This is a genomic window from Verrucomicrobium sp. BvORR034, assembly GCF_000739635.1.
Taxonomy (GTDB): Bacteria; Verrucomicrobiota; Verrucomicrobiia; order Verrucomicrobiales; family Verrucomicrobiaceae; genus Verrucomicrobium.
In genome coordinates, this window is sequence record NZ_BATQ01000063.1 from 1 (window position 1) to 12,193 (window position 12,193).

The following is a 12,193-nucleotide window of genomic DNA, read 5'->3' on the forward strand; positions in this document are numbered from 1 at the left end:
CAGGAGATCGCGCGTCTCGCGGATGTCGCGCTCTGTGGGCATGAAGACGAGAACGTCACCGTTCTCAGACTCGATGAGGGCGTCTTCCACCGCATTGACCGCCGCCTCCAGCAGGCTGAGATCGTCGTCGCCGGCCTCGACCGGGGCGTAGCGAACGTCCACCGGGTACATGCGGCCGGAGACCTCGATGATGGGGGCGTTGCCAAAGGCCTTGGAAAAGGCCTCCGTGTCGATTGTCGCGGAGGTGATGAGCACCTTGAGGTCGGGCCGCTTTTTCAGCAGGCCCTGAAGGTAGCCCAGGAGGAAATCGATGTTGAGCGAGCGCTCATGGGCCTCATCCAGAATGAGCATCGAGTAGTTCCGCAGTAGAGGATCGGACTGGATCTCCGCCAGCAGAATGCCGTCCGTCATGAACTTGATGCGGGTGTCGCGACTGGTGTCGTCGTTGAAGCGCATCTTGCACCCCACCTCCCGGCCCCACTGGACGCCCAGTTCCTCCGCCACACGGCGGGACACGCTCATGGCAGCCACGCGGCGGGGCTGGGTGCAGCCGATCTGACCGCGGGTGCCTTCTGGCATCGCTTCCAGGCACATCTTGGGCAATTGGGTGGTTTTGCCAGAGCCGGTCTCGCCAGCCAGCACCACCACCTGATGGCTGCGAATGGTCGCGAGGATTTCCTCTCGGCGGGCCGTGATGGGAAGATCAGCGGGATAACGGATCGCAGGCATGGGGCAGGAGCGCGGAATGGGGGGCCGGGAAGGTACAGCGAATCGGGAAAAATGCCCCGAAAATGTGCCGAAGGGCCGTACGCAGGTCTGGAGGTTGGGGCCGCTGGGGAGAGACTCCACGCGAACGCGTGACGTTCCTCGCAAATTGAGAGTTTAAATTTGCCCCGAGTTTCCCGTATTGTCCCACCATGTCCTGTCGTCGTTTCCTCTTTGCATCCCTGGTGTGCTCTTTGGCCGCCAGTCCCTTACCCGCCGAACCCCAGTGGATCTGGGCCTCCACCAAAGCTGTGGACAAGGAGAAACCCTCCTTTCGCAAAACTTTCGAGGTGGCGGGCGAAGCCAAGTCCGCCATTTTGAAACTGACCTGTGACAACGGGGCCACCGCCTTCCTCAATGGCAAGCAGGTGCTGGTGAACCCGGACTGGCAGGAGCCGAGCCAGGCAGATGTGAAAGCCTCGCTCAAGCCTGGCTCGAACGAGCTGGTGATCAAGGCCTCCAACGAAGGGGGCACGGCCGGTCTGGTGGCCGCGTTGACTGTGGAAGGCAGTGATGGCAAGAAGACGGTGGTGGAAACAGGGACTGGCTGGGAAGCCGCGGCAGAAAACACCACGGACTGGAAGCCAGCCGTCACGGTGGCCAAGTACGGGGCGGGTCCTTGGGGAGATGTGTTCGGCAAAGGGGGCGGTAAGGCGGGCAACAATGCGCCGGGAGTGGCCACGGATCCGAAGGACATCGCCGTTCTGCCCGGGTTCAAGGTAAATCTCCTCTATACCGTGCCCAAGGCAGAGCAGGGCTCCTGGGTGAGCATGACGACTGATCCGCAAGGCCGGCTGTTGGTGGGGGATCAATACGGAGGGATCTATCGCGTGACACTGCCTCCTGTGGAGTCCAATTCCCAGGCGAAGGTGGAACCTCTGGATCTGAAGATCGGCGGTTCCCATGGGCTGCTCTACGCTTTTGACAGTCTGTATGTGATGGTGAACGAGAAGGGTGCGCCGCAGAACCAGGGCAAGGAAAGCGGTCTCTACCGGCTCAAAGATCTGGGCAAAGGCACGTTTGGTGAACCTCAACTGCTGCGAGCCATCAAAGGGGGCGGTGAGCATGGTCCCCACGCCCTGAGGCTCAGCCCGGATGGACGGTTCATCTACCTGAACGGTGGCAACCATACCAAGGAGCCTGAGAACATGGAGCGCTCTCTGGTACCCAAGCGCTGGGGTGAGGATCATGTCCTGCCTCGCATGTGGGACGCGAATGGTCATGCGCGCGGCATTCTGGCACCGGGCGGTTACATTGCCAGGACGGATGCGGAGGGCAAGGTCATGGAGATGTTCTGCATCGGCTTCCGCAACCAGTATGGTCTGGCCTTCAATGACGCAGGGGAGTTGTTCACCTATGACTCGGATATGGAGTGGGATCTGGGCATGCCCTGGTATCGCCCCACTCGCATCAACCACTGTGTGAGCGGTGCGGACTACGGCTGGCGCAGTGGATCCGGCGTGTGGCCTGACTTCTACGCCGACAGTCTGCCAGCGACGGTGAACATCGGCCCCGGCAGCCCAACGGGCGTGGTGGCCGGTACTGGGGCGAACTTCCCGGCGAAGTATCAGCATGCTGTCTTTGCCGCGGACTGGACCTACGGCACCATGTACGCCATCCACAGCACGCCGAAGGGCGGCACGTATGAAAGCGTGAAGGAGGAGTTCATCAGTGGGAGACCCCTCCCGCTCACCGATGTGCTGGTCCATCCGCAGGATGGGGCCATGTACTTTGCAGTAGGGGGACGCCGTACCCAGAGCGCGCTCTACCGTGTGACCTATGTGGGCAAGGAGTCCACGGAGCGCGCCAAGCCGCTGGCGGCCACGCAAGAAATGCAACTGCGCCGCCAGCTTGAGAAATTCCATGTGGATGGCAACCATCCCGATGCCATCGGTCAGGCCTGGCCGCACCTGTCGCATCCGGACCGCTTTGTGCGTTATGCCGCCCGGGTGGCGATCGAGAAGCAGCCGGTGGACCTCTGGGACAAGAAGGCCATCACGGAGCCCAATGTGCAGGGGCGGATCGAGGGGCTTATTGCCCTGAGCCGCGTCGGGAACAAGAACCACCAGGCCCCGGTTCTGGAATCACTGGGTACGATTGACTTCAGCACCATGGACCTGGAGCATCAGTTGCAGTTGCTGCGAGCCTGGGAGCTCGCCCTGGTGCGCTTTGGCAAGCCAGCTCCTGATGTCTGCCTGAAACTGGCAGAGAAGTTTGAGGCGTTGTTTCCTCAGAAGGACAATGCTCTGAACCAGGAGCTGTGTCAGATCCTGATTGCCCTGGACTCCAAGCAGGTGGTGGCCAAGACACTGGGACTCATGGCCACGGCCAAGGATGACAGCAGTCAGCTCGCCTCTGAGGAACTGCTGGCGCGCAACAGCGGCTATGCCCGGGCCGCCGGGGATGTGCACACCAGCCAGCCCAACCGCCAGCAAATCGCCTATATGTTCGCCCTGCGCAATGCGCGCCTGGGCTGGACGCCGGAACTTAGGGAGACTTACTTCTCATGGTTTCCCCGCGCCCGTCAGTGGAAGGGTGGGAACAGCTTCAAGGGGTTTATTGAAAACACGCGCCAGGAGGCTTTGGTGAACTTCGTGCCAGATGCTGACCGCGCCGCGCTGGACCAGCTCTCCAGCAAGTCCGATGCTCAAGTGGTGGCAAACTATGTGGCACCAAAAGGGCCCGGGAAGGCCTATTCGGTCGAGGATGTACTCAAGCTGGCCCAGGGTGGCCTGAAGGGGCGCAACTATGAGAACGGCAAGGCCATGTTCAACTCCACGATGTGCCTCACCTGCCACCGCTTCAACGGTGACGGCGGCAGCATCGGACCGGACGTCACAGGGGCAGGCAACCGCTATACTCTGCGGGATCTGCTGGAGAACATCATTGATCCCAGCAAGGTCATCTCCGACCAGTACGACAGCCATCAGATCACCCGTACGGACGGCAGTCTGATCATTGGCCGGGCGGTGGGTGAGGAGAATGGCGTCACCATGGTGATGATGAATCCGTTTGCTCCCACGCAGCTGACGAAGATCAAGAACGAGGAGATCAAGGAGAAGAAGCCCTATGCGGTGAGCATGATGCCTCCAGGGTTGATCAATACCTTGAACTCCGATGAAGTGCTGGATCTGGTGGCCTACATCCTGTCGGCGGGAAATCCGCAGGATGCGAGGTTTGCGAAGTGAGACGTGAGACGTTAGACGTGAGACGTTAGACGTGAGACGTTATCAGCGGCTGCCGGTGTCGAAGGATGCCGGCAGCCGTTTTATTTGGGAGTGGGGAGGGACTCAGTCTTCGTCCACCAGTTGCACGCCGCCGCGTTCAAAGCGGATCCGGCGCTCCCGAAGGAGGGCGCCGATGGCCTGTTTGAAGGACTTCTTGGAGACCCCAAAGGCGTAGCGGATTGCTTCAGGCGGGCTGGAGTCATCCAGGTTGAGATGGCCGCCGCTTTCCTTGAGCTTGTCGAGGATCTTCTGAGTGAGCGGGGAGATTCGCTGGTAGCCCGTGTCATCGAGCCGGAGGTCGATTTTGCCATCTGGGCGCACGGTTTTCACAAAACCCTGCATGCGCTGGCCGGGTTGAAGAGCGGCGTTGAGATCCGAGTGGTAGAGGAGGCCCCAGTGGGCGTTTTCCACAATGGCATTGAAGCCCAGCGGGGTCTCATCCGCGATAAGCAGATCCACCGCCTCGCCGTCCTGATAGAGGGGCTTGGTCCGGTTGATGTGGCGGTTGAGCTTCATGGAGGCGACCAGACGGTCGCTGCGCTCATCCAGCATGAGATAAACGATGATGCGATCCCCCGGAGCCACGTGGCCATTCTGCTCGCTCATGGGAAGCAGCAAGTCCTTGCTCAGCCCGAGATCGAGGAAGGCTCCGATGCGGTGATTGAACCCCAGCACCTTGAGGCAGGCAAACTCACCCACCACGGCATGAGGCGTCTCCGTCGTGGCCACCAGGCGGTCCTCGGAATCGGAGTAGATGAAGACCTCAACGTCACTTCCCGGGATGGACGAGGGCGGAGCATAGCGGCGAGGCAGCAAGATTTCACCGTAGGCACCGCCGTCCAGATAGAGTCCTTGAGATGCCTGCCTCACCACGCGCAGGAAGTTGAATTTTCCGATTTCGGCCATGGTGAACAAGGTACCTTGAATGACATCCCTGTGCAGGGAAATTTTGGCATCTGTCATTCGCCATAGCGCATGATCAAGACTTAGCTTGCCAAAAATCGGTGCGCAAAGTTTGGTTGTGGCATGGAAAATCCGACCCCCGACAGAATCTTTCAAACTGGTCTGGCCTTCTGGCCTTCGAAAGTCTTGCTCAGCGCCGTGGAGATGGAGGTCTTCACGGAGCTGGCGAAGCATCCAGGTGACGTGGCTACCGTGCAGGGGCGGCTGGGGCTGCATCCGCGTGGGGGACGGGACTTTCTGGATACCCTGGTCGCACTCGGATTCCTGGTGCGGGAGGGCGGGGTGTACCGCAACACGCCGGAGACCGAGCTGTTTCTCGACAAGAACAAGCCCTCATACATCGGCGGCATCCTGGAGATGGCCAACAGCCGCTTGTTCAAGTTCTGGGGAAGCCTCACGGAGGCGCTGCGCACCGGGCTGCGGCAAAACGAAGGCAAACACGGTGAGGACATGTTCGCCACGCTGTATGCCGATCCCGCACGTTTGAAGGAGTTTCTGCGGGCCATGTCCGGGGTGAGCCGGGGAGCCAATCTCGCGATTGCTCGGCAGTTCCCCTGGGCACAGTACAACTCCTTTGTGGATGCGGGCACGGCCCAGGGAGATCTGGCGGTGCAGGTGGCGCTGGCCCAGCCGCATCTGCGGGGCATCGGGTTCGACCTGCCGGAGGTGGCACCGATCTTCGAGGAATATGCCGCCCAGCTGGGACTGGCTGACCGTCTCAGCTTTCAAGGCGGGAGCTTCTTCACCGAAGACCTGCCGAAGGTGGATGTCGTGATGATGGGGCACATCCTGCATGACTGGGATCTGGAGCAAAAGAAACTGCTCCTGCGGCGTGCTTACGATGCGGTGCCGGAGGGTGGGGCGGTGATCGTCTACGATTCTATCATCGACGACGACCGGTCGCAAAATGCCTTCGGTCTGATGATGAGCTTGAACATGCTGGTGGAGACGGACGGAGGCTTTGACTACAGCGGAGCGGACTGCAAGGGGTGGATGGAAGAGGTTGGGTTCAAAGACATCCGTGTGGAGCATTTGGTGGGCCCGGATTCCATGGTGGTGGGCATCAAGTAAGGGCCGATTTTCCGGGTCGGCTGCCTGCGGTGGTCGACCCGATGTATGGCCGAACGGGCACAAAAAATGTCCGTGCAAAAACCGGCAGGAGCACGTTCCATGGGGGCAGTCCAACTTCCTCCATGAGCAAGAAATTCAACATCGCAGTCGTCGGTCTTGGCTTTGGTGCCGAGTTCATTCCTCTCTGGCAAAAACATCCGCACACCACCTGCGTGGCCATCTGCCAGCGCAATCCGGAGAAGCTCAAGGAGGTGGGGGACCACTTCGGTGTGGAAAAGCGTTACACCGACTATGCTGAGCTGTTGAGGGACCCGGAAGTGGATGCGGTGCACATCAACTCGCCCATTCCGGATCATGCCTGGATGTCCATCGCCGCGCTGAAAGCGGGCAAGCACGTGGCTTGTACGGTGCCGATGGCGACGAGCGTGGAGGATTGCCTGGAGATCATCCGCCTCACACAAGAGACCGGACTGACCTACATGATGATGGAGACTGTGGTCTATGCCCGGGAATACCTGTTCATGAAGGAGCTCCGTGACAACGGGGAACTGGGTAAACTGCAGTTCATCCAGGCGAGCCACCAGCAGGACATGGACGGCTGGCCGAACTACTGGCCGGGCCTGCCCCCCATGCACTACGCCACCCACTGCGTGGGTCCGGTGCTGGGTCTGGCGAATGGGGATGCGGAGTACGTGAGCTGCTTTGGCTCCGGCACCATTCGCGAGGAACTCATCGGTCATTACAACTCACCCTTCGCCGTGGAAACAGCGCATGTGAAGGTGCGCAACTCTGACCTGAGTGTGCGAATCATCCGCAGCCTCTTCGACACCGCCCGCCAGTATCGCGAGAGCATCGACGTGTATGGCAGCAGGCAGTCGGTCGAATGGCCACTCATCGAGCACGAGCCTCTGGTGCTGCACACTGCAAAGAAACCGGAGCCGGAGATCCCTTCTCACGTGAAGTGCCCCGACTACGCGAGCCGGCTGCCGGAAGGCATTGCGAAGTACACCACCAAAGGGGTGTACGATGATGAAAACGCCCATCTGAGCTTCACGCAAGGGGCAGGACACGGCGGCAGCCATCCGCATCTGGCCCATGAGTTTGCCATGGCCCTGGTAGAAGGCCGCCAACCCTTCCCGAATGCGAAGCAGAGCGCCAACTGGACCTGCACGGGGATCCTCGCGCATGAGAGTGCGCTCGACGGAGGGGCGATCAAGCACCTGCCTAAAGAGACGCTTGCCTAGCGCGTTGACAGTCTGAACCGAACCGTGTTCACGGGGCACTGATGAATTTCCTATGCGGAAGCATCAGTGCCCTGTTATTTTGTGGTCAGCCATGCGGTACGTGGAATTCAAGTCGGCCATTCACAAGCATCTGAGAGGCCGTCGTCAGGGAGCAACTTGGGTGGAGTTGAGAGAAACACTGGCGCTGCCCTACGATCGGCCGTGCCCCGAGTGGACGAAGCGGCTGGAGCAGGAGATCGGCCTCGTGCGACGTCAAGGGGCAGGACGGGCGTTGGTGTGGGGGCTTGAGCGAGGTGAGAAGAACCACTGATCGACACTTATGGAACACTGACAAATCCCTGATCAATAGTCAGAGTTTCATCAGTGAACATCTGTGGTTTCAGCCCTTGCTGCTCTTTGTCATCCATGGACCAAAAGCCTCTGGCACCGCTGCTTCGAACTTGAGTTCCTCCTTGGTGATGGGGTGCTGGAACTCCAGCTTCCAGGCATGCAGCATGAGGCGGGGCATCTTGAGGAGCTGGCGCTGGGTCTGGGCATAGATGGTATCGCCCAGGATGGCGCAGCCGAGGGCTTCCTTCATGTGCACGCGGATCTGATGGGTGCGGCCAGTGAGCAGGCGGCAGCGGATGAGGGCGCAGCCTTGATGGACAGCGACGCGATCCCATTCGGTAACGGCTTCCTTGCCCGCCTCGCCGTTGACAATGGCCATCCGCTTGCGGTCCACCGGGTGACGGCCGATGCGGTTCTCGATCCGGCCTGAGGACGCGGAAGGGGATCCGTTCACCGCAGCAAGGTAGATCTTCGTCAGATCCCGCTGGCTGAAGGCCTCGGTAAGCCGCGTGTGGGCGAGGTCATGCTTGGCGGCGACCATGCAGCCACTGGTTTCCTTGTCCAGCCGATGGACAATGCCCGGGCGCAGCTCGCCTCCGATGCCGCTGAGGTTTTTGCAGTGGAAGAGCAGAGCATTTACCAAGGTGCCGTCAGGATTGCCTGCGGCAGGGTGCACCACAAGGCCCTCGGGCTTGTTGATGACGATGATGTGCTCGTCCTCAAAGAGGACTGTCAGGGGGATGTCCTGCGGAACGACCTCCGTGGGCACCGGATCCGGCACCTCCATCGTGATGCTGTCCCCCAGCTTGAGCGGGGTATTGGGCTTGGCGGCCTTCCCATTCAGAAGGATGTGGCCGTCCTTGATCAGCCCCTGAAGACGCGTGCGAGACATGTCGGGCAACTCGCCCTGCAAATAGTGATCCAGCCGCTGCTTGGCAGGGGCTGATTCATTGACCGTGAAATCCATCGGTCAGTATGAAATTTCGATTTCTTTTCGCAAGCGGCGAAACCAACTCGACTTCCGGTCGTTTAATTTTCATAAATAAAAACGACATGGCCTGTCCTCTGCTTTACAAAGTAATTGCGTGAGTGGAACGGCCGTTCTCTGACCTCCTAGTGACAAAGTTGTCCTCAACTTTCAGCTTTGAGAACCTCGGTTTTCGAGCTACCCTCCGCGTCCTGTGACACCCCCCCAAGACATCTTCCAATATTACAGCACCTGCCCGGCCTGCGAAGGCGTGATTGACGTCTCAACGCTTGAGCCCTACTCCAAGGTGGCCTGTCCGCACTGCGGCGAGTTTGTTCGAGTCCGCCGCAAGTTCGACCACTTTTCCATCATCAAGCAGATTGGTGAAGGCGGCATGAGCCGCGTGTTTGACGCCGAAGACTCCACCCTGGGCCGCCACGTGGCGCTGAAGATCCTCAATCGCCACTATAGCAAGGACAGTGTGCGGATGGCCAGTTTCGAGCGGGAAGCTCAGCTGACGGCTGCGGTGACTCACCCGAACGTGGTGAAGCTCTACTCCGTGGGTAAGGACCAGGGGAACTTCTACATCGCCATGGAGCTGGTGGCAGGAGGCAGCCTGGAGCATCGAATCACTGAGAATGAGCGTCTTACAGAGGCAGAAGCCCTCCGGGTAGGTCGTGCAGTGGCCGAGGGGCTGCGTGCTGCGTATCGCGAAGGTCTCATCCACCGCGACGTGAAGCCGGCGAACATCCTCTTTACTGAGGAAAACACGCCTAAAATCGTGGACTTTGGTCTGGCGCTCTTCCATGCGCGGGACGTGGATGATTCTGGCGAAATCTGGGCCACCCCTTTTTATGTGGCACCTGAGAAGGTGCGCGATGATCGCGAGGACTTCCGGAGTGACATCTATAGCTTGGGCGCGACCCTTTATCACGCTCTCACCGGCAAGCCGCCGCACAAGGCGAACACGAACTCCATCCAGGAGCTCAAGGTGATCAAGAGCCGGGTGGTGCGTCTGGAGGACAGCGGCTTCAAGTTTTCCCCCCGCACCTGTGAGCTGATCAACAAGACCCTGGCCCTCCGCCCGGAGGATCGCTACGCAAGCTACGACGAACTCGTGGAGGCGTTCCGCGATGCAGAAAGTCTGCTCGGCTACTCGACGATTCGGGAGAAGTCCCTGCGTCAACGTTTCATCCTGGGGGGCGCGAGCGCCCTGGTGGCGGTGGCGATCATTGCAGTGCTGGCCAAGCCAGCCCCAGAGACGAAGGTCAAGTCCATCCGCACCAACGAGCGGGAACTCACCACGCTGGGGGGCACGTCAGAGGCCTCCACTGAGACCGTGGCGGACATCTTCCTTCGTGCTCGCGGCACGTTGCTGGAGGGCAAATTTTCCGAAGCACGCAAGCTCTTTGACGGACTGATCTCATCCGGCCGGGCCAAGCAGCCCACCCTGAACTGGGCGCGCTTCAACGCGGCCCTCTGCGCCATGGTGGATGGCAAGCGGCAGGATGCGGAGAAATATTTTGAATCCATCCGGCAGGATGCCGGTGCTGGCAGCGAGATGAGCGGGGTAGAGTTCAAAGAATTCTTCGGCAAGATCGGTGGCCGCATGAGCCGGGATCTGGGTCTGGGCATGGCCCGCCGGGAAGTGAGCTACGAGGAAACTTCCGAGGAGGTGCTCGGGTACCTGGCACATGGTCTGGCCCAGTGGCACTTCGGCAAGCCGCGTGCGGCGGTGGAGTGGCTGGAGACCTTCAATGCCTGTGCTCCGGGCAGGGGGTTGGAGTGGATCAGTTCCTACAAGAAGCTGATCGCCCCCTACATTGCGGACGTACAGCTGGCCAAGAGCGCTGGCGAGCCGAGGAAAGAACCGTTTGCCACCGTCGATGAAGCGCGTGATGAGGTCGCAGAGAGCCGCAAGGTGCTGGAGCAGCTCAAGACCAATGGAGCGCTGAGAAATCTTTTCACGCACCGCATTCGATTTGCCCAGGAGGAAATAACGCGCCTGCGCCGCCAGATTGAGGAGACGGAGCGCAAGCGGCTGGACTCCCTGCGTCAGCGTGAGGTGGCCCAGCTTGCGGAGCTGAGCAACAGCCTGCCGGCCCTGGTGCGTGGGTACGACTACAGCCACGCGGTGGAACTGTTGCAGGGCATGAAGTTCGAGACTCCCGAGGTGCAGAACGTCATTGCCAACAAGATCTACCTCTGGACGAAAGCCAAGGAGTTCATGGATGTACTCAAGACGGACGTGGCCAGCCGCGGCTACAACGGCACGCTTTACCGCCGCTCCGGTCTGCCTCTGCAGGGTCGCTTGACGCGCCTGGAGTTCGACAACGCCATCATCTCACTTGATCGCGGCCAGTTCACCATCCCCACCGACTCGCTCACGCCGGAGACCCTGGTGGCAGTGGCGCAGGCCATGGTGGAAAACGTCAGCGACTCCACGGAGTACTACAACCGCCTGGAGATGATCGTGGTCTTTGCGAAGATGCAAGGTCTGGACCAAATGGCGAATACCGTGGCCAATCAACTCATGGAAGAAAACCGCGCCTTCCGCCAGCGTTGGGCGCGAGTGGAACAGAGTGGGGGCAATTAGTGCTCGGTGGCCGTGTGGAAGTAGTCCGGCTGTCCTCAGCCGGTTGGGGAGCGGAGAAGGTGAGGGACTCTCAGTGTAGACGGGGCGGTGAGGAGGTGGGGAGGTAGTTGGCTCCGGCGGACCGAACGGCCGAGGACAGCCCAACTACCATGGATGCCGATGCAGGACTTCTTGGTGAGCGGTTGAGGACGTATGAGTTGTGGCGCTCAAAGGTTGGTTTTGCCGCCAGAAGCCTTGATCTTCGGGGAAAGTTTCGAAATTGAATTTTGAAAGTTTCAGGCACAGTCGGCTTGTCAGAGGCTCAGTTGCGGGCGTATTCTGCTGCATGAGCGACAAGAAGCCCGATCCGCCCAACTCTCCTGACGAGATTGGGAAAAAACTGGAGGAGTTCATCCGGAACCAGTTTGGCGGGAACGTGCTTTTCACCAGTTTTCGCGACGGCCAAGGCAAGGATGACGGGCCGAGCGCACAACTGGAACCCCCGACCATGGAAACGACTCCCCCGGAGGACGACGAGAGCTGGCTGGACTTCCGCTACCGCCCCGCCGACATCAAGGCGTATCTCGACCGGTTTGTAATCCGCCAGGATGACGCCAAGAAGGTGCTGGCGACGGCGGTCTGCGACCACTACAACCACGCCCGAATGCTCAGGGAGATGCGCAAGCGCGACCCGAAGGCGGCTGACGAGGTGGAGTTTGCCAAGCAGAACGTGATCATCGTGGGGCCGACCGGGGTGGGGAAGACCTACTTGGTCAAGCACATCGCTGACCTCATCGGCGTGCCATTTGTGAAGGCCGACGCCACAAAGTTCAGTGAGACTGGCTATGTGGGAGCTGATGTGGATGACTTGGTGCGTGATCTCGTAGCCAAGGCCAATGGCAACATCGATCTGGCCGAGCACGGTATCATTTACCTGGATGAGGTGGACAAGCTGGCCACGGCAGGTGACCGCCCGGGGCGGGACGTGAATGGCCGCGGGGTGCAGACCACCCTGCTGAAGCTGATGGAGGAGACGGAAGTGTCTCTGCAT

General features: G+C 60.2%; 9 protein-coding genes. 6 read left to right on the plus strand and 3 right to left on the minus strand.

Going from position 1 to position 12,193, the window contains the following annotated elements; genetic code table 11:
* Positions 1-729 (minus strand): DEAD/DEAH box helicase (locus tag BV034_RS11370; RefSeq protein WP_265592880.1); only part of this gene is annotated, 729 nt, incomplete at its 3' end.
* Between the two features lie 188 nt (positions 730-917).
* On the opposite strand from BV034_RS11370, the gene BV034_RS11375 reads away from it, so the two are divergent.
* Positions 918-3,953 carry a c-type cytochrome gene (locus BV034_RS11375; protein WP_050027064.1) on the plus strand — a complete coding sequence of 1,012 codons (3,036 nt, stop codon included), beginning with the start codon at positions 918-920 and terminating at the stop codon, positions 3,951-3,953.
* Positions 3,954-4,055: 102 nt separating this feature from the next.
* On the opposite strand, the gene BV034_RS11380 is transcribed toward BV034_RS11375, so the two are convergent.
* Complete coding sequence (locus BV034_RS11380) at positions 4,056-4,955, minus strand: S1-like domain-containing RNA-binding protein (RefSeq protein WP_265592881.1); 900 nt, start codon at positions 4,953-4,955, stop codon at positions 4,056-4,058.
* 63 nt (positions 4,956-5,018) lie between these two features.
* On the opposite strand from BV034_RS11380, the gene BV034_RS11385 reads away from it, so the two are divergent.
* The 3 genes from BV034_RS11385 to BV034_RS11395 all read left to right on the plus strand — a co-directional run bounded on the left by BV034_RS11385 (position 5,019) and on the right by BV034_RS11395 (position 7,580).
* Positions 5,019-6,026 carry a methyltransferase gene (locus BV034_RS11385; RefSeq protein WP_050027066.1) on the plus strand — a complete coding sequence of 336 codons (1,008 nt, stop codon included), beginning with the start codon at positions 5,019-5,021 and terminating at the stop codon, positions 6,024-6,026.
* Positions 6,027-6,148: 122 nt separating this feature from the next.
* Complete coding sequence (locus BV034_RS11390) at positions 6,149-7,270, plus strand: Gfo/Idh/MocA family oxidoreductase (protein ID WP_050027068.1); 1,122 nt, start codon at positions 6,149-6,151, stop codon at positions 7,268-7,270.
* 91 nt (positions 7,271-7,361) lie between these two features.
* Complete coding sequence (locus tag BV034_RS11395) at positions 7,362-7,580, plus strand: hypothetical protein (RefSeq protein WP_265592882.1); 219 nt, start codon at positions 7,362-7,364, stop codon at positions 7,578-7,580.
* 69 nt (positions 7,581-7,649) lie between these two features.
* On the opposite strand, the gene BV034_RS11400 is transcribed toward BV034_RS11395, so the two are convergent.
* Positions 7,650-8,567 (minus strand): RluA family pseudouridine synthase, encoded by a 918-nt coding sequence (locus tag BV034_RS11400; protein WP_050027073.1) that lies wholly within the window; start codon positions 8,565-8,567, stop codon positions 7,650-7,652.
* 214 nt (positions 8,568-8,781) lie between these two features.
* Here BV034_RS11400 and BV034_RS11405 point away from each other — a divergent pair, with 214 nt between their 5' ends.
* Positions 8,782-11,163, plus strand: coding sequence for a serine/threonine-protein kinase (locus BV034_RS11405; RefSeq protein WP_050027081.1), 2,382 nt, complete (start codon positions 8,782-8,784; stop codon positions 11,161-11,163).
* 325 nt (positions 11,164-11,488) lie between these two features.
* Positions 11,489-12,193: AAA family ATPase (locus BV034_RS11410; protein WP_265592883.1), on the plus strand; the 705-nt coding region annotated here is incomplete at its 3' end.

Bases quoted from the DNA above. Each gene is read 5' to 3' on its own strand.
- BV034_RS11400 (WP_050027073.1), bottom strand. From the start codon at position 8,567: ATGGATTTCACGGTCAATGAATCAGCCCCTGCCAAGCAGCGGCTGGAT.
- BV034_RS11395 (WP_265592882.1), top strand. From the start codon at position 7,362: ATGCGGTACGTGGAATTCAAGTCGGCCATTCACAAGCATCTGAGAGGC.
- BV034_RS11385 (WP_050027066.1), top strand. From the start codon at position 5,019: ATGGAAAATCCGACCCCCGACAGAATCTTTCAAACTGGTCTGGCCTTC.
- BV034_RS11390 (WP_050027068.1), top strand. From the start codon at position 6,149: ATGAGCAAGAAATTCAACATCGCAGTCGTCGGTCTTGGCTTTGGTGCC.
- BV034_RS11380 (WP_265592881.1), bottom strand. From the start codon at position 4,955: ATGACAGATGCCAAAATTTCCCTGCACAGGGATGTCATTCAAGGTACC.
- BV034_RS11375 (WP_050027064.1), top strand. From the start codon at position 918: ATGTCCTGTCGTCGTTTCCTCTTTGCATCCCTGGTGTGCTCTTTGGCC.